The organism is Streptomyces coacervatus (assembly GCF_029223485.1).
GTDB classification, from domain to species: domain Bacteria; phylum Actinomycetota; class Actinomycetes; order Streptomycetales; family Streptomycetaceae; genus Streptomyces; species Streptomyces coacervatus.
This window is the reverse complement of sequence record NZ_JARHTP010000012.1, coordinates 211,042-227,753: the sequence shown is the minus strand read 5'-3', so window position 1 is coordinate 227,753 and position 16,712 is coordinate 211,042. Positions and strand designations below refer to the sequence as shown.

The window sequence follows — 16,712 nt, the reverse complement described above, 5'->3', positions numbered from 1 at the left end:
GCCTTGGGGGCCGCGGCGACTTCAGGACGGAGCCGCCAGCACGATCGCCGTGACCAGCAGCCCGCGCCGGGCCGACCAGCGTCCCGAGAAGGACCCCACCTGCTGCCCCAGGGAGTTGCGTGCCGGGCGCAGGATCCGCGCGTGGAAGGCACCGTGAGCGCCCGGCCCGGGCCCCGCGGCCTGCGAGAAGGTGATCTCCGCGTCCTCGAAGTCCAGTTCGCTGCGCATCATCGGGAACCACGCCTTGTACACGCACTCCTTGGCGCTGAACAGCAGCCGGTCCCGGTGCACCGGGACCGGCGACGCAGTCCGCGCCCAGGCCAGTTCCCGAGGCAGCGCTATCGACTCCAGCACCCCTGGCCGCAGCGGCCCGTCGGGCTCCGCGTCGATGCCGACGGCGGTCACGTCCGACGCCCGGGCGAGCGCGGCGGCGCGGTAGCCGTCGCAGTGCGTCATGCTGCCCACGACTCCGGTCGGCCACTGCGGAGTGTTGCGCACCCCGGGCAGCACCGGTGCCGGGGGCAGCCCCAGACCGGCCAGCGCCTGCCGGGCACATGCCCGTACGGTGGTGAACTCCCGGCGCCTGCGTTCGACCGCCTGCCCCAGCACCCGGCGCTCCTCGGGGAACAGCGCCTCCTCGTCCCGGTCCTCAAATGCCTCGGCGCACACGACCGTCTCCGGCATCAGCTCGCCGATCACACGCTCTCCCGCTGCCGCACGCCGTCCGCGCCGCTTCCCGCGGGGGCGGGGGGATGCGGCAGGATCCGCCGCAGCAGCCCCCGCGGATGTCCCCGGCGCCGCCACTCACGCGGATAGCCGATCGAGACCTCCTCGTGCCGCACCCCGTCGTGCCAGGTCGTACGGGGGATGTGCAGATGGCCGTAGACCACTGCCGCGGTGCGGAACCTGCGGTGCCAGTCCGCCGTTCGCACGGTGCCGCACCACTGGGCGAACTCCGGGTACCACAGCACCTCGGTGGGCTCGCGCACCAGCGGATAGTGATTGACCAGCACCAGCGGCACGGACGGATCGTGTGCCGCCAGCCGCCGTTCGGTGGCCTCGACCCGGGCGGCGCACCACGCCTCCCGGGTGGGGTAGGGGTCCGGATGCAGCAGGTACTCGTCGCTGCACACCGCTCCCGTGGCGTGCGCCCGGGCCAGCGACTCCTCCTTGGTGGCGGTGCCCGGCGCCCGGAAGGAGTAGTCGTAGAGCACGAACAGCGGGGCCACCGCGACCGGCCCGTCCTCCCCTTCCCACACCGGGTAAGGGTCCTCCGGGGTGACCACGCCGAGGCCCCGGCACATCTCCACCAGGTACCGGTACCGCCGCTCGCCGCGCAGCTGGACGGGGTCCTCGCCCGGTGTCCACAGTTCGTGGTTGCCGGGCGCCCACACCACCTTCGCGAACCGCTGCGACAGCAGCCGCAGCGCCCACTCGATGTCCGTGGTCAGCTCGCCCACGTCTCCGGCGACCAGGAGCCAGTCGCCCTCCGAGGCCGGCCGCAGCGACTCGGTGATGGGCCGGTTGTCCGCCATGCCGATGTGCAGATCGCTCACGGCGAGCAACTGCCCGCCGGATCTCACCGGGTCGGCGGGCTGCGACGGTATGTCATGCGGTGTGTGCGACATCGCTGTCCAAACTGACCGGTAGGTCTTCTCGGTGACTGATGTTCATCTTGCGGTAGACCCGGGTGAGGTGCTGTTCGACCGTGCTGACCGTGATGAACAGCTTCGCGGCGATCTCCCGGTTGGTGTGGCCGTAGACGGCCAGCGCCGCGACCCGCCGCTCGGCGTCGGTCAGCGAGGCCAGCGCCGCGGCGTCCGGCTGCACCGCGTCCGCGCCGTCCCGCCCGGTCTCCGGCGCGGCGCCCCGACCCGGCTCCGGCTGCAGGGAGCGGCTCAGCTCCTCGGCGCCGCACGAGTCGGCCAACTCCCTTGCGTTGCGGGCCAGTTGCCTGCCCTGTGCGGCGTTGCCGACCCGCCGGTGCGCCTGCCCGAGATCGGCGAGGACGCGAGCGGTCTCGTAGCGGTCCCCGGGCTCCCGCAGCGCGGTCAGGGCCCGGCCGAGCAGTCCGATCCGCTCATAGGGCGGCCGGGTGGCGGCCAGGATCCGCAGCGCCGGGCCGCGGGTCGCCGGCTGTCCGGGCCGGTCCAGCTGCTCCTTGGCCAGGGCGGCGGCCTTGGCATGGTCGCCCAGAGCCAGCCAGGACTCCGCCGCGCCCAGCCGCCAGGGTGCGAGGGAGGCGGTGTCCATCCGCCAGGCGGTCATCCGCTCGCCACAGGCCAGGAAGTCGGCGAGGGCGGCGTCGTGGCGGCCGGTGGCCAGCTGGTGACGGCCGCGCGCGTACAGGTAGTGCACCCCGTACCGGGTGGCGAACATGGTCGACGCCATCGGCGTCTCCAGGAGTTCGGCCGCGCGGTTGTGGTGGCCCATCGCGGTCCTGGCCTCCACCAGCGTGCCCAGCGGCATGCCGACGGCCACCCCCCAGGCGTGGGCCGGCAGATGCTCCAGCGCGGACTCGACGAGCTCGGCGGCCTCGGTCAACCGGCCCTGGCGCAACGAGATCTGCCCGCGGATCGCGTCGAGCGCCGTCTGCCAGCCCGGGAAGGACGGGCCCTCCGCCCCGGCCAGGAACCGTTCGCACCATCGCGTGGCCTGCTGCAGCCGGCCGGCGTAGACCAGCGCCAGCAGTGCCACCCGCACCTCGTCGAAGCCCTGCTCCGTCGGCCGGCTCGCCTCGAGGAGCCGGTCCGCTTCGGCGGTCGTGGACTCGTCCCACTTCTGGTAGAGCGCGGCGTACAGCAGGCGGAACGACGGCAGTTTGCCGCCGCCGGCCGTGTCTGCCGGCGAACGTTGTGCGCCGTCCAGTCGCTGCAGTAACTCCCGGATCGCCCCGAGCGCGTCGGGATAAGTGGTGGCCAGCATCATCTGGACGGTCCGCACCTGGGTGTCGAGGACCGGGTCGGGTCTGCCCGACATCGCCTCGTCGACCTGGCGGATCAGTGCCGCGGCATCGTCCGTGTGCCCGTTCCACAGCAGCCCCACCGCGAGGCGCAGCGTCTGGGCGGGCGCCAGCAGACCGGCCCGGGCCGGTTCGGTCAGCGACTGCATCCGCGGGCCGGACGCCGAGGGCTTGAGCCGCCAGATGAGCTGGGCCAGGTCCGCCTGGATGGTGAGCCGCTCCTGCTCGTCGGTGCTGCTGCGTTCGGCCGCCTGCAGGCACTGCTTGGCGAGGTCGGTGTCGTCCTCGTCGAGCGCCTGCCGCGTCGCCTCCCGCAGGACCGCGACCGCCCACGCCTCCTGGGGCACGACCGACTCGTGCGCGATCAGCTGACGGGCCGTCTCCACCGCCGGGGCTCCGTTCTCGTGGAGCCATCGCGCGGCGTCCGCGCGGAACCGGCCGGCCTGCTCCGCGGGTACGTCCTGCAGCACGGCACGTCGGGCGGCCTCGTGCTGGAAGCCGGTGCCGTCCAGGATGCCCGCCCTGGTGAGGGCGACCAGGCAGCCGCGAACCGTCGGCTCCTCGAGCGAGGTCAACGCGCACACCAGCGGCACCCGTTCCGCGTCGCCCAGCACGGCGACGGCCCGGGCGACCTGCATCCCCGCCGCTCCATGGCGGTGCACGCAGGCCAGCGTCGCCTGTCGGAACATCTCACCGGCTTCGGGGGCCGCCCCGTCCCGGTCTGCGCAGCACGAGGTGCGGGGGCGGCCCGAGGCGTCGTCCAGCAGCGCGTGCAGCAGCAGGGGACTGCCACCGGTCGCCGCATGCCACACGGGCGCGACCCGGGCGGCGTGCGCTGTGCCGTATGTCCCGGCCAGCAGGCACTGGACGCCCGTCACCGTCAGCGGGCCGAGCCGGACGTCGCATATCCGGGCCCGGTGCGGGAGTTCCGCGAGCGCGGCGGGCAGCGCGGCCTCCGGGGAGCCCAGCGCGACCAGCAGGGAGAACGTTTCGGCAGGCAGCAGCTCCCAGATATCCATCAGGCAGGCCAGCGACTCCGGGTCCGCGAACTGCACGTCGTCGATGACGATGAGCACCGGCCCGGCCGCCGCCGCCCGGGTCAGCCGCTGCCGGAACGCTTCGGGGAGGGCGCGATGACGGGCCGCCTCGGTCCGCGCTGCCACCGGCTGCGGTGGTGCACTCTGCGTGGCGGCCGTCGGCCGGCCCGACGGCTCCGGTGGAAGCGCATGCATCAGCTGCTCCACGACCGCGTAGGGGAAGGCCTGTTCATCGGGGGCCCCGACCGCGCTCAGCAGACGCGCACCGCAGGACGTGGTGTGTTCCGCCACACGGTGCAGCAGGGCGGTCTTGCCCGATCCGACGGCGCCGGCGACGACACCGACCCGGCCCCGGCCGTGCGCCTCTCCGGCGAGGAACCGGGTGAGTCTCGCGGTCTCTTTATCCCGTTCCAGCAACATCGTCAAATCCTTCCCGTCAAATGCGCGCAAACAATTGAGGTAGCTCACGAGAGATGTCGCCGGGCACTTGTCCGCACTTTCTCCATGCGCCTCGATGTCGACGTCAATGTCCTTGGAACACTGGTCAGTTGCTTTTGGGGTGGGTCGGTTGCGTCGGTTACGAAACCCTTACGGTCTTCACCCGGGCGAAGCCGACGGCCGTGGCTGCCCGGCGCTTCCCCATGAGTCTTGAAGTCGACGTCAATGTCCGGAAAGCGCTGCTCAGTTGCTTTTACGGTGGGCCGGTTGCGTCGGTTCCGAACCTCTGCGCGAGGCCGGGGATGGTGACTCTAGCAACGACTGGGCCCCGTCAAGTAAATCCGCTTGGAGTGACGTCGTGTTATGTGAAAGGACATTCACAAACTGTGACAACGCTGTGTCCTGCAACGGCGATTAGGGGTTGCCGGCGAAGGTTAGGGGGAGTTGCAGGTGGAACTGCCGGCGGGTACGGGCTTCAATCATCGAGCGCGAGCCCGCCGGGGTCGCGGACCATGATGTCGCCCGGACTGCTGCCGGGCCCGGGGTGGAGCTGGTCCAATGACGACGACAGAGGCGACGCAGCCGTCGGCGGCCCCGACGACCGCCGCCGGCGATGCCCGCGGCCGGGTCGCTGAGCTGCACGCGATTCGTGCGCAGGCCGTGGCGGGCCCCAGCGAGAGGGCGACCGAGGCGCAGCACGCCAAGGGCAAGCTGACGGCCAGGGAGCGGATCGAACTGCTCCTGGATCCGGGGTCGTTCCAGGAGGTGGAGCAGCTGCGGCGGCACCGCGCGGTCGGCTTCGGCCTGGAGGCCAAGAAGCCGTACACGGACGGTGTGATCACCGGCTGGGGCACGGTGGAGGGCCGCACGGTCTTCGTATACGCCCATGACTTCCGGATTTTCGGCGGCGCGCTGGGCGAGGCCCACGCCACCAAGATCCACAAGATCATGGACATGGCCATCGCGGCCGGGGCGCCGCTGGTGTCGCTGAACGACGGCGCGGGTGCCCGCATCCAGGAGGGCGTCTCGGCGCTGGCCGGCTACGGCGGCATCTTCCAGCGCAACACCAAGGCGTCCGGGGTCATCCCGCAGATCAGCGTGATGCTGGGCCCGTGCGCGGGTGGTGCGGCCTACAGCCCCGCCCTGACGGACTTCGTATTCATGGTCCGTGAGACCTCGCAGATGTTCATCACGGGCCCCGACGTGGTCAGGGCGGTCACCGGCGAGGAGATCACCCAGAACGGCCTGGGCGGCGCCGACGTCCACGCGGAGACCTCCGGCGTCTGCCACTTCGCGTACGACGACGAGGAGACCTGTATCGCCGAGGTGCGATACCTGCTGTCGCTCCTGCCGCAGAACAACCGCGAGATGCCGCCGGACGTCGTCGGCGACGATCCCGCCGACCGCCGCTCCGACGTCCTGCTGGAGCTCGTGCCGGTGGACGGCAGCCGGCCGTACGACATGCGTGAGGTCATCCAGGAGCTCGTCGACGACGGCGAGTTCATGGAGGTCCACGAGCGCTGGGCGGCCAACGTCATCGTCGCCCTGGCCCGGCTCGACGGCCGGGTCGTCGGAATCGTCGCCAACCAGCCCCGGGTGCTGGCGGGCGTCCTGGACATCGAGGCGTCCGAGAAGGCGGCCCGCTTCGTCCAGATGTGCGACGCCTTCAACATCCCGCTGATCACGCTGCTGGACGTACCGGGGTTCCTCCCGGGCGTCGACCAGGAGCACAACGGCATCATCCGGCACGGTGCCAAGCTGCTGTACGCGTACTGCAATGCGACGGTGCCGCGCGTCTCACTGATCCTGCGCAAGGCGTACGGAGGTGCCTACATCGTCATGGACTCCCAGTCCATCGGCGCGGACCTGACCTACGCCTGGCCGACCAACGAGATCGCGGTGATGGGCGCGGAAGGCGCGGCGAACGTCGTCTTCCGCCGCCAGATCGCCGAGGCCGACGACCCCGAGACCATGCGCGAGCGCATGGTCAAGGAGTACAAGTCCGAGCTGATGCACCCCTATTACGCGGCCGAACGCGGCCTGGTCGACGACGTCATCGACCCCGCCGACACCCGCGACGTGCTGATCCGTGCCCTCGCCGTCCTGCGCACGAAGCACGCCGACCTGCCGGCCCGCAAGCACGGCAACCCCCCGATCTGACGGCGCACTTCGAAGCCGGCCCCGCCCGGGCCCGCCACCGTACCGCCCCCCGAGAAAGGCCCTGAACCGACCATGAACGCCCACCCCAACGGCATCGTCCCGCCGCGCGGCCCGGAGGAGTCCGACCGGACCCTCCACTACGCCGGTCCGGCGACCTTCGGCCGGGTGCCCCGGCTGGACGAGGTCGACAACACCGACATCGCCGTGGTCGGCGTGCCGTACGACTCGGGCGTCTCCTACCGGCCCGGGGCCCGCTTCGGGGGCAACGCCATCCGCGAGGCGTCGCGCCAGCTGCGCCCGTACAACCCGGCCCAGCAGGTCTACCCGTTCCACTTCGCCCAGGTGGCGGACGCCGGTGACATCACCGCCAACCCGTACAACGTCGAGGAGGCGGTGGAGACCATCGAGGCCGCCGCGGACGAACTGCTCGGCACCGGGGCGCGGTTGATGACGCTGGGCGGCGACCACACCATCGCCCTGCCCCTGCTGCGGGCCGTGGCGCGCCGGCACGGTCCCGTGGCTGTGCTGCACTTCGACGCCCACCTGGACACCTGGGACTCCATCTTCGGCGTGCAGTACGCCCACGGCACACCGTTCCGCCGCGCGGTCGAAGAGGGCATCCTCGACACCTCTGCGCTGTCCCATGTGGGCATCCGAGGCCCGATCTACCACCAGGACGACCTGACCGAGGACGCCAAGCTGGGCTTCGGCATCGTGAGCTCCGCGGACGTGATGCGACGCGGCGTGGACGAGGTGGTCCAGCAGCTGCGCGAGCGCGTCGGTGAACGTCCGCTCTACATCTCCGTCGACATCGACGTCCTCGATCCCTCGCACGCCCCGGGCACCGGCACCCCGGAGGCCGGCGGTCTCACCTCACGCGAACTGCTGGAGATCATCCGCGGTCTGTCCGACTGCCGCCTGGTCTCCGCCGACCTCGTCGAGGTCGCCCCCGCCTACGACCACGCCGAGATCACCTCGGTCGCCGCCTCCCACATCGCCTACGAACTCGTCACGATCATGTCCCGCCAGATGGGCCCGGCCCGCTGGGGGGCCAAGTAACGCCTGCCGAAGACGGCTCCGGCACTCCTCCCGCGGCTGTCACGCTCGGTTACTATGGTCACTTCATGCCGGAGGCCGCGAGCAAGGGTCGCACCGCTGTAGGACCGATGGGCGAGGGGACTTCGAAGATGTTGAGGGAAGTCGCTGCAACCCGCTACATCGCACCCCTCCGCTCCGGCGGCTCCGTCCCCGGCGTCGTCGAGGCCGACGACCTGGGCACCTACGTCGTCAAGTTCACCGGCTCCGCGCAGGGCCGCAAGGCGCTGGTCGCCGAGGTGATCGTCGGCGAACTGGCCCGCGCGCTCGGGCTGCGCTTCCCGGAACTGGTCCTCGTCCACTTCGACCCGGCGATCGCCGACGGCGAGCCCCACCAGGAAGTGCGGGAACTCCACAGCGCCAGCGCGGGGATCAACCTCGGCATGGACTACCTGCCGGGCGCGAAGGACTTCACCCCGGTCCTCGCGAAGACGTTCCCGGTCGACCCGCTGGAGGCGGGCCGGATCGTCTGGCTCGACGCCCTCACCGTGAACGTGGACCGCACGGTCCACAGCTCGAACCTGATGATCTGGCCGACGCTCGGTATCGCGCCCCCGCGTCTGTGGCTGATCGACCACGGCGCGGCCCTCGTCTTCCACCACCGCTGGGACGGGTCGGATCCCGCGAAGCGCTACGACTTCCGGCACCACGCCCTCGGCCACTACGCCCCCGACGTACGGGCGGCCGACGCGGAACTGGCACCGAAGGTGACACGGGAGCTGCTGCGGGACATCGCCGCCGAGGTCCCGGACGCCTGGCTGGCGGGCGAGGAGGGCTTTGCGACGCCGGACGACATCCGGACGGCGTACGTGGACTACCTTCACGCGCGCGTGCAGGCATCCGCGGCCTGGCTGCCCACCGACTTCCCGACCCGGGAGGAACTCGCCGCCGAGGAGGCCCTCCGCGCGGCACGCACACAACAAGGCCGGCCGAAGTGGCTCAAACAGGTCCCCGACCTGCACGGCAAACCGGCAGCGGAACGGGATTGGTCGGTGCACCTCAAATGAACCGCGCTGGACAGGTAGTACAGATCGAGTACTGCACCCAGTGCCGCTGGCTGCCCCGCGCGGCCTGGCTGGCACAGGAGCTGCTCACCACCTTCGAGGCGGAGCTGACCGAGCTGTCGCTCAAGCCCGGCACCGGCGGCGTCTTCGTCGTCCGGGTCGACGACGAGGTGGTCTGGGACCGCCGCGAACAGGGCTTCCCGGAGCCGACGGCCGTGAAGCAGGCCGTACGCGACCGAGTGGCCCCGGGAAGATCCCTGGGCCACTCGGACAAGGCTGCGCAGGAGTAGGCCGGCCGGGGTAGGTCAGCCCTTCAGCTGCTCGTACGCGGGCAGCGTGAGGAAGTCCGCGTAGTTGTCGTCGAGGGAGACCTGGAGCAGCAGGTCGTGGGCCTGCTGCCAGTGGCCGGCCGCAAAGGCCTCCTCGCCGATCTCGGCGCGGATATTGGACAGTTCCTCGGCGGCGACCTTGCGGGCCAGCTCCGGAGTGGCGAGTTCACCGTTCTCGAACTCGACGCCCGCGTTGATCCACTGCCAGATCTGCGAGCGGGAGATCTCGGCGGTCGCCGCGTCCTCCATGAGGTTGAAGATGGCGACCGCACCGAGGCCGCGCAGCCAGGCCTCGATGTACCGGATGCCCACCTGGACGGCGTTGATCAGGCCGTTGTACGTCGGCTTGGCGTGCAGGGAGTCGACGGCGATCAGATCGGTGGCCTCGACATGGACGTCCTCGCGCAGCCGGTCCTTCTGGTTGGGCCTGTCGCCGAGGACCTTGTCGAAGGACTCCATGGCGATCGGGACCAGGTCGGGGTGGGCCACCCAGGAACCGTCGAAACCGTCGCCGGCCTCGCGGTCCTTGTCGGCGCGGACCTTCTCGAAGGCGACCTTGTTGACCTCGGCGTCCCGGCGCGACGGGATGAAGGCCGCCATGCCGCCGATCGCGTGCGCCCCGCGCTTGTGGCAGGTGCGGACGAGGAGTTCGGTGTACGCCCGCATGAACGGGGCCGTCATCGTCACCGCGTTGCGGTCCGGGAGGACGAACTTGGCGCCGCCGTCACGGAAGTTCTTCACGATGGAGAAGAGGTAGTCCCAGCGTCCGGCGTTCAACCCGGAGGCGTGGTCGCGGAGTTCGTAGAGGATCTCCTCCATCTCGTACGCCGCCGTGATCGTCTCGATCAGGACGGTGGCGCGGATGGTGCCCTGCGGAATGCCGACGTAGTCCTGCGCGAAGACGAACACGTCGTTCCACAGACGGGCTTCGAGGTGCGACTCCGTCTTCGGGAGGTAGAAGTACGGGCCCTTGCCGAGGTCCAGCAGCCGCTGCGCGTTGTGGAAGAAGTACAGGCCGAAGTCGACGAAGGCGCCCGGGACCTGACCGCCGTTCTCGTCGACCAGGTGCCGCTCGCCCAGGTGCCAGCCGCGCGGCCGCATGACGACCGTGGCGAGCTCGTCGTTCGGGCGCAGGGCGTACGACTTGCCCGACTTCTCGTCCGTGAAGTCGATGTTGCGGGTGTACGCGTCCGCCAGGTTGACCTGACCGAGGACCACGTTCTCCCAGGTCGGCGCGGAGGCGTCCTCGAAGTCCGCGAGCCAGATCCTCGCGCCCGAGTTGAGGGCGTTGATGGTCATCTTGCGGTCGGTGGGGCCGGTGATCTCGACGCGCCGGTCGTTCAGGGCGGCGGGGGAGGGGGCCACCTTCCAGGAGTCGTCGGCGCGGATCGCGGCCGTCTCCGGGAGGAAGTCGAGCGTGGAGGTGCGGGCGATCTCGGCGCGGCGCTCCGCGCGGCGGGCGAGGAGCTCGTCACGCCGGGGCGTGAACCGCCGGTGCAGCTCGGCCACGAAGGCCAGGGCCGCCTCCGTGAGGACCTCCTCCTGCCGCGGCAGCGGCTCGGCGTCGACGATGGCCAGCGGGGACGGCGCTGGTGCGGACATGAGCTGTCACTTCCTTCAGCGGTGGCACCGGGTGCCAGTCGAACCGGGTACGGCGAGCGGCGCCCTTGGAGCGGTAGGGCGCTTCTGAACAGTGGATACTAGTTTCCTCATTGTGGAACTTCAATGGTTTGTTGATATCGAGATTCTCCGGGTCGAGGGAAGGTGGCGCTCAGTGCCACCCCGCTCACTCAAGGTTCCTTTGGCTCACTCCAGGTTCATTCAAGGTGGATCAGATCGGCCTCCGTGTCGATGTCGTACGGCTGTGCCACGTCCCCGCACTCGACGAGCGTGATCGCCGACTCGTGCGCCTTGAGGTAGGCGCGGGCCCCGCGGTCCCCGGTCGCGGTCTTCGCGATGCCCGCCCAGTGGGCGCTGCCGAAGAGGACGGGATGGCCGCGCACGCCGTCGTAGGCGGCCGAGACGAGCGATGTCTCGTCCCGGTACGCGGCCAGCACCCGCCGCACGGCCTCCGGGCCGATCCCCGGCTGGTCGACGAGCGAGACCAGTGCGGCCCGGGCCCCCGTCCCGGCGAGCGATTCCAGCCCGGCCCGCAGCGAGCTGCCCATGCCCTGCTCCCACTCCGGGTTCTCCACCAGCACACATCCCGCCAGCTCCGCTCGCTCCCGTACGGCGTCGGCCCGCGCCCCCAGGACCACGTGGACGCGGGTGCAGCCGGCCGCGCGCAGCACGCCGGCCGCGTACTCGACGAGCGGCCGTCCGAGGTGCTGAAGCAGCGCCTTGGGGCGTCCGCCGAGCCGTCGCCCGCCGCCGGCGGCGAGGAGCAGCCCGGCCACCTGCTGTGCGTTCTCCGTCATGCGTCCTGCATACCTGACGCCCGGGCGAGTGCCCGGTTTCCAGGGGCTGAATTTCGGTCCGCACGGTGGCGCACCCGGCATCGGTTGGCGTTTACTGACCCGCGTCCCCCGGCGCCCGACCAACGCCACGGGGCTGCATTGCGGGAGCACGACGTGACTGCGCACGAGGACGTGCGAGGGGGAGAGCTGTGTTGCGGAGCTTGGGGCAGAGGCCAGTGACCGGCAGCGACGAGGACCCGAGGGTGGCGGAACTGCGGACCGCGGTGTCCCGGCTGCGCCGCGAACTCGCCGCGCACCCCGCCGAGTTCCCCGACCGCGGCATAGCCGAGGACGAACTGGCCGCCCTCGCCGCGATGACGATCGACGGTTCCCCCGAGATTCCCCGACTGCGCCGATCGCTGCTGCTGATCGCCGGCGCGATCGGGTCCATGAGCGCACTGGCCAGGGGATTGTCGGAGGTACGCAACGCGGTGGACCTGTTCGGGGAACCACCGCGCGGCTGAGTGGCTTTTCGTGGAGGTACCGCGCCCCGCAAGGGGCGCGGGGCTGTATCGATATGCGGCTCCGCCGCGTGGGCGCGACCAGCCCCCACCGACCCGCAGGATTATCGCCGGGCCTCCAGCGGAGCGCCTAGCTCGCCAGCGCCTCCGACAGCTCCACCGCCACCTGCTGCAGCACCGGAACGATCTTGTCCGTGGCCGCCTCCGTGACCCGGCCCGCGGGACCGGAGATCGAAATGGCGGCGGCAGTGGGTGAGTTGGGCACGGAGACGGCGAGGCATCGCACCCCGATCTCCTGCTCGTTGTCGTCCACCGCGTAACCGGCCCGGCGCACATCCTCCAGGGCGGCCAGGAAGCCCTCCGGCGTGATGATCGTCTTCTCCGTGGCGGCGGGCATGCCGGTACGCGAGAGCAGGGCGCGCACCTCGTCGTCCGGGGTGTTCGCAAGGAGGGCCTTGCCCACGCCCGTGGAGTGCGGGAGCACCCGTCGGCCGACCTCGGTGAACATCCGCATCGAGTGCTTGGACGGCACCTGGGCGACGTACACGATCTCGTCGCCGTCGAGCAGCGCCATGTTCGCCGTCTCGCCGGTCTCCTCGACCAGACGGGCCAGATAGGGGCGGGCCCAGGTACCGAGCAGCCGGGCGGCGGACTCGCCGAGGCGGATCAGACGCGGGCCGAGCGCATACCGGCGGTTGGGCTGCTGGCGGACGTATCCGCAGGCCACGAGCGTGCGCATCAGACGGTGAATGGTGGGCAGCGGCAGTCCGCTGCTCGCGGAGAGCTCGCTCAGCCCGACCTCGCCGCCCGCGTCCGCCATCCGCTCCAGCAGGTCGAAGGCGCGCTCGAGGGACTGGACTCCGCCGCTGGCGGACTTCGCGGAGTCGGTGGTGCTGGCGCTGGACGTCGGCACGGCGCGTTCCTTTCGGGGCTGGCGGGAAGGGCAGAAGCCTACCCGCCGGTCGGTTGACTCCCTGCTTGTGCGTAGCTACGTTCTGCGTGCTGGAATTCTAATTCCGCTTTGTGGAAACGTCCAGAGTGCAGGCAAGGGGTGCACTGTGGAGAAGTGTGCCCTTGACGGCACGGAAGCGGGAGTGAAGACTCCTTCAACAGAAAGTTGAATTCCGTTACGTGGAAGTAAATCGCGGCGGCTGAGAGGGGTCCGGGTGTCCGACGTAGAACTGGTGCTGCGCTCGACGCGCGTCATCACGCCCGAGGGAACGCGTCCCGCCACGGTCGCGGTCGCGGACGGCAGGATCACGGCCGTACTCCCGTACGACGCCGACGTACCCGCGGACGCCCGCCTGGAGGACCTCGGCGACGACGTCCTGATGCCCGGCCTGGTCGACACGCATGTGCACGTCAACGATCCCGGCCGCACCGAGTGGGAGGGCTTCTGGACCGCCACGCGCGCGGCGGCGGCCGGCGGCATCACCACCCTCGTCGACATGCCGCTCAACTCCCTCCCGCCGACCACGACGGTCGACAACCTCCGTACGAAGAAGGACGTCGCCGCAGACAAGGCGCACATCGACGTCGGCTTCTGGGGCGGCGCCCTGCCCGTCAACGTCAAGGACCTGCGCCCGCTGCACGAGTCCGGTGTCTTCGGCTTCAAGGCGTTCCTGTCCCCGTCCGGGGTCGACGAGTTTCCGCACCTGAACCAGGACCAACTCGCCCAGTCCCTGGCCGAGATCGCCTCCTTCGACGGCCTGCTGATCGTGCACGCCGAGGACCCGCACCACCTGGACGCGGCCCCGCAGCACGGCGGCCCCAAGTACGCCGACTTCCTCGCCAGCCGCCCGCGCGACGCCGAGGACACGGCGATCGCCCAGCTCATCGCCCAGGCAAAACGCCTCAACGCGCGCGTGCACGTACTTCACCTGTCGTCGAGCGACGCGCTCCCGCTGATCGCCGAGGCCAAGGCGGAGGGCGTGCGCATCACCGTCGAGACCTGCCCCCACTACCTCACCCTTACCGCCGAGGAAGTCCCGGACGGCGCAAGCGAGTTCAAGTGCTGCCCGCCCATCCGTGAGGCAGCCAACCAGGACCTGCTGTGGCAGGCGCTGGCGGACGGCACCATCGACTGCGTGGTCACCGACCACTCCCCGTCCACGGCCGACCTCAAGACGGACGACTTCGCGACCGCCTGGGGCGGCATCTCCGGCCTCCAGCTGAGCCTGGCCGCGGTGTGGACCGAGGCGCGCAGGCGCGGCCACGGCCTGGAGGACGTGGTCCGCTGGATGTCCGCCCGTACGGCCGCCCTGGTCGGTCTCGGCCGGAAGGGCGCCATCGAGGCCGGCCGCGACGCCGACTTCGCGGTCCTCGCGCCCGACGAGACGTTCACCGTGGACCCGGCGGCCCTCCAGCACCGCAACCGGGTGACGGCCTACGCGGGCAAGACCCTGTACGGCGTCGTGAAGTCCACCTGGCTGCGCGGCGAACGCATCGTGGCGGACGGCGAGTTCACCGAGCCGAAGGGGCAGCTGCTCACCCGCGACCACTGACCTCCCCCCAAAGGGGGCACTCCCACCCGCATCCGCAGCGGCCGACCCCGAAAGGACGATCTGATCACCGTGACGGCGATACCCAGTTTCACCGGCGACGCGAACCCCTACGGAGGCGGTGACCCGTACGCGGACTACCGCACCGCCGACTTCCCCTTCACCCAGTACGCGAACCTCGCCGACCGGCAGCTCGGCGCCGGTGTGATCGCCGCCAACGACGAGTTCTTCGCCCAGCGCGAGAACCTGCTGGTGCCCGAGCGGGCCGAGTTCGACCCCGAGCACTTCGGGCACAAGGGCAAGATCATGGACGGCTGGGAGACGCGCCGCCGGCGCGGCGCCTCGGCCGGCCACCCCTGGCCCACGGCCGAGGACCACGACTGGGCGCTGGTCCGCCTGGGTGCGCCCGGAGTGATCCGCGGGATCGTCGTCGACACGGCCCACTTCCGCGGCAACTACCCGCAGGCGGTGTCGGTCGAGGGCACCTCGGTGCCGGGATCCCCCTCACCGGAGGAACTCCTCGGCGACGACGTGAAGTGGACGACCCTCGTCCCGCGCACCCCGGTCGGCGGCCACGCGGCGAATGGTTTCTCCGTCTCCGTGGAGCAGCGCTTCACACACCTGCGCGTCAACCAGCACCCCGACGGCGGCATCGCGCGCCTGCGGGTGTACGGCGAGGTCGTCCCGGATCCCGAGTGGCTGGCCACGCTGGGCACCTTCGACGTCGTCGCCCTGGAGAACGGCGGCCAGGCCGAGGACGCCTCCAACCTCTTCTACTCCCCGGCCACGAACACCATCCAGCCGGGCCGCTCCCGCAAGATGGACGACGGCTGGGAGACGCGCCGCCGCCGCGACCAGGGCAACGACTGGATCCGCTACCGCCTCGCGGCCCAGTCCCGGATCCGCGCGATCGAGATCGACACGGCATACCTCAAGGGCAACAGCGCGGGCTGGGCGTCGGTGTCGGTGCAGGACGGCGAGAACGGCGACTGGCACGAGATCCTCCCGCGCACCCGCCTCCAGCCCGACACCAACCACCGCTTCGTCCTCCCGACCCCGGCGGTCGGCACGCACGCGCGCGTGGACATCTACCCGGACGGCGGCATTTCCCGCCTGCGCCTGTACGGCTCACTGACGGACCAGGGCACGGCCGCATTGACGGCACGGCACCAGGAACTGGGCGGCTGAGCGGGCTCGGCGGCTGAGCCTCACTTCTCAAGGCCGCACTTCTCGAGACCTCACGTCTCAAGGCCTCACTTCTCAAGCGCCGGTCGGGCACTCCAGCCCGTCCGGCGTTTGAGGACGAGGCCCCTTCAGGGCCGAACGGGGGCCTGGGGGCGGAGCCCCCAGCAGTACGCGAGCCACAGCACACCCGCACCCGGAACTCGGTCGACCCCCGCCGCGTTCCCACGGAGTGACCCTTCAGCAAGAGATCGTCGGCAACGCCATGCAGATGGCGGTCGTCAACCTGCACCCCGGCCAGACCGTGTACTGCGAAGCCGGCAAGTTCCTGTTCAAGACGACGAACGTGACCATGGAGACCCGTCTCTCCGGCCCGTCCAACAACAACGGCGGCGGCCAGCCCCAGGGCGGAGGCGGCGGCATGGGCGGCATGCTGCGCCAGGCCATGGGCACGGCCATGCAGGTCGGCCAGCGCGTGCTCGCGGGAGAGTCGCTGGCGTTCCAGTACTTCAGCGCGCAGGGCGGCGAAGGCACTGTCGGCTTCGCGGGCGTGCTCCCCGGCGAGATACGCGCCCTGGAACTCGACGGCACGCGCGCGTGGTTCGCCGAGAAGGACGCCTTCGTGGCGGCCGAGTCCACCGTCGACTTCGGTATCGCCTTCCAGGGCGGCCGCACCGGCATGAGCGGCGGCGAGGGCTTCATCCTGGAGAAGTTCACCGGTCACGGCACGGTGATCATCGCGGGCGCCGGCAACTTCATCGACCTCAACCCGGCCGACTTCGGCGGCCGCATCGAGGTCGACACGGGCTGCGTCGTCGCCTTCGAGGAGGGCATCCAGTACGGCGTCCAGCGCATCGGCGGCCTCAACCGCCAGGGCATGATGAACGCCGTCTTCGGCGGCGAGGGCCTCTCGCTGGCCACCCTGGAGGGCAACGGCCGGGTCATCCTGCAGTCCCTCACCATCGAGAGCCTGGCGAACGCCCTGAAGAAGGCCCAGGGCGGCGACAAGCAGGGCCCGACGGGCGGTCTGTTCTCGACCCACGCCGGGTAGGCGCCGCGCGTCGTACGACCGACCGATGAGTTGCGG

Annotated in this window: 14 protein-coding genes; 8 read left to right on the top strand and 6 right to left on the bottom strand. The window is 70.8% G+C overall.

Translation table 11 applies throughout. The annotated features are described in order from the left end of the window. Positions 1 to 21: 21 nt before the first annotated feature. Genes P2Q00_RS28990 through P2Q00_RS28980 form a run of 3 tightly spaced genes read right to left on the bottom strand, consistent with a single transcriptional unit; the run spans position 22 to position 4,419 of the window. On the bottom strand, positions 22 to 699 hold the full coding sequence (locus P2Q00_RS28990; protein WP_275775984.1) for a 4'-phosphopantetheinyl transferase family protein: 678 nt from the start codon (positions 697 to 699) through the stop codon (positions 22 to 24). Continuing rightward, positions 696 to 1,628: a metallophosphoesterase family protein gene (locus tag P2Q00_RS28985; protein WP_275775983.1), complete on the bottom strand. Its 933-nt coding sequence runs from the start codon at positions 1,626 to 1,628 to the stop codon at positions 696 to 698. Before P2Q00_RS28985 ends, P2Q00_RS28990 begins: the two co-directional genes overlap by 4 nt. Next, positions 1,609 to 4,419 (bottom strand): helix-turn-helix transcriptional regulator, encoded by a 2,811-nt coding sequence (locus P2Q00_RS28980; protein WP_275775981.1) that lies wholly within the window; start codon positions 4,417 to 4,419, stop codon positions 1,609 to 1,611. The genes P2Q00_RS28985 and P2Q00_RS28980 overlap by 20 nt, the downstream gene beginning before the upstream one ends. Positions 4,420 to 4,995: 576 nt before the next feature. Here P2Q00_RS28980 and P2Q00_RS28975 point away from each other — a divergent pair. The 4 genes from P2Q00_RS28975 to P2Q00_RS28960 all read left to right on the top strand — a co-directional run bounded on the left by P2Q00_RS28975 (position 4,996) and on the right by P2Q00_RS28960 (position 8,986). Next, positions 4,996 to 6,597 carry an acyl-CoA carboxylase subunit beta gene (locus P2Q00_RS28975; protein WP_275775979.1) on the top strand — a complete coding sequence of 534 codons (1,602 nt, stop codon included), beginning with the start codon at positions 4,996 to 4,998 and terminating at the stop codon, positions 6,595 to 6,597. A 72-nt stretch (positions 6,598 to 6,669) separates the two neighbouring features. After that, entirely contained in the window at positions 6,670 to 7,656 is a 987-nt protein-coding gene (gene speB / locus P2Q00_RS28970; protein WP_275775978.1) for an agmatinase, read from the top strand. 128 nt (positions 7,657 to 7,784) lie between these two features. Next, a complete protein-coding gene (locus P2Q00_RS28965) occupies positions 7,785 to 8,699 on the top strand; it encodes a HipA family kinase (RefSeq protein ID WP_275776031.1) in 915 nt (304 codons plus the stop codon). Continuing rightward, positions 8,696 to 8,986, top strand: coding sequence for an Rdx family protein (locus P2Q00_RS28960; protein WP_275775977.1), 291 nt, complete (start codon positions 8,696 to 8,698; stop codon positions 8,984 to 8,986). Before P2Q00_RS28965 ends, P2Q00_RS28960 begins: the two co-directional genes overlap by 4 nt. A gap of 15 nt (positions 8,987 to 9,001) precedes the next feature. Here P2Q00_RS28960 and aceB read toward each other — a convergent pair whose 3' ends face one another. Together aceB and P2Q00_RS28950 are read right to left on the bottom strand one after the other, a co-directional pair. Continuing rightward, positions 9,002 to 10,627 carry a malate synthase A gene (gene aceB / locus P2Q00_RS28955; RefSeq protein WP_275775974.1) on the bottom strand — a complete coding sequence of 542 codons (1,626 nt, stop codon included), beginning with the start codon at positions 10,625 to 10,627 and terminating at the stop codon, positions 9,002 to 9,004. Between the two features lie 215 nt (positions 10,628 to 10,842). Next, positions 10,843 to 11,442, bottom strand: coding sequence for a nucleotidyltransferase family protein (locus P2Q00_RS28950; RefSeq protein ID WP_275775972.1), 600 nt, complete (start codon positions 11,440 to 11,442; stop codon positions 10,843 to 10,845). A 215-nt stretch (positions 11,443 to 11,657) separates the two neighbouring features. Between P2Q00_RS28950 and P2Q00_RS28945 the strand changes: the two genes are divergently transcribed. Further along, a complete protein-coding gene (locus tag P2Q00_RS28945) occupies positions 11,658 to 11,945 on the top strand; it encodes a DUF5955 family protein (protein ID WP_275775970.1) in 288 nt (95 codons plus the stop codon). Between the two features lie 127 nt (positions 11,946 to 12,072). Here the strand turns inward: P2Q00_RS28945 and P2Q00_RS28940 are convergent, their stop codons facing one another. Further along, complete coding sequence (locus P2Q00_RS28940) at positions 12,073 to 12,855, bottom strand: IclR family transcriptional regulator (RefSeq protein WP_275775968.1); 783 nt, start codon at positions 12,853 to 12,855, stop codon at positions 12,073 to 12,075. Positions 12,856 to 13,108: 253 nt separating this feature from the next. Between P2Q00_RS28940 and allB the strand changes: the two genes are divergently transcribed. The 3 genes from allB to P2Q00_RS28925 all read left to right on the top strand — a co-directional run bounded on the left by allB (position 13,109) and on the right by P2Q00_RS28925 (position 16,676). Continuing rightward, a complete protein-coding gene (gene allB, locus P2Q00_RS28935) occupies positions 13,109 to 14,446 on the top strand; it encodes an allantoinase AllB (protein WP_275775966.1) in 1,338 nt (445 codons plus the stop codon). A gap of 69 nt (positions 14,447 to 14,515) precedes the next feature. Then, positions 14,516 to 15,631 (top strand): allantoicase, encoded by a 1,116-nt coding sequence (alc, locus tag P2Q00_RS28930; RefSeq protein WP_275775965.1) that lies wholly within the window; start codon positions 14,516 to 14,518, stop codon positions 15,629 to 15,631. A 226-nt stretch (positions 15,632 to 15,857) separates the two neighbouring features. Beyond that, positions 15,858 to 16,676 (top strand): AIM24 family protein, encoded by an 819-nt coding sequence (locus P2Q00_RS28925; RefSeq protein WP_275775963.1) that lies wholly within the window; start codon positions 15,858 to 15,860, stop codon positions 16,674 to 16,676. The last annotated feature ends 36 nt before the right edge of the window (positions 16,677 to 16,712 follow it).

Coding starts and splice junctions, on each gene's coding strand:
- P2Q00_RS28950 (WP_275775972.1), bottom strand. CDS start 11,442: ATGACGGAGAACGCACAGCAGGTGGCCGGGCTGCTCCTCGCCGCCGGC.
- aceB (WP_275775974.1), bottom strand. CDS start 10,627: ATGTCCGCACCAGCGCCGTCCCCGCTGGCCATCGTCGACGCCGAGCCG.
- P2Q00_RS28960 (WP_275775977.1), top strand. CDS start 8,696: ATGAACCGCGCTGGACAGGTAGTACAGATCGAGTACTGCACCCAGTGC.
- P2Q00_RS28980 (WP_275775981.1), bottom strand. CDS start 4,419: ATGTTGCTGGAACGGGATAAAGAGACCGCGAGACTCACCCGGTTCCTC.
- speB (WP_275775978.1), top strand. CDS start 6,670: ATGAACGCCCACCCCAACGGCATCGTCCCGCCGCGCGGCCCGGAGGAG.
- P2Q00_RS28975 (WP_275775979.1), top strand. CDS start 4,996: ATGACGACGACAGAGGCGACGCAGCCGTCGGCGGCCCCGACGACCGCC.
- P2Q00_RS28965 (WP_275776031.1), top strand. CDS start 7,785: ATGTTGAGGGAAGTCGCTGCAACCCGCTACATCGCACCCCTCCGCTCC.
- P2Q00_RS28985 (WP_275775983.1), bottom strand. CDS start 1,628: ATGTCGCACACACCGCATGACATACCGTCGCAGCCCGCCGACCCGGTG.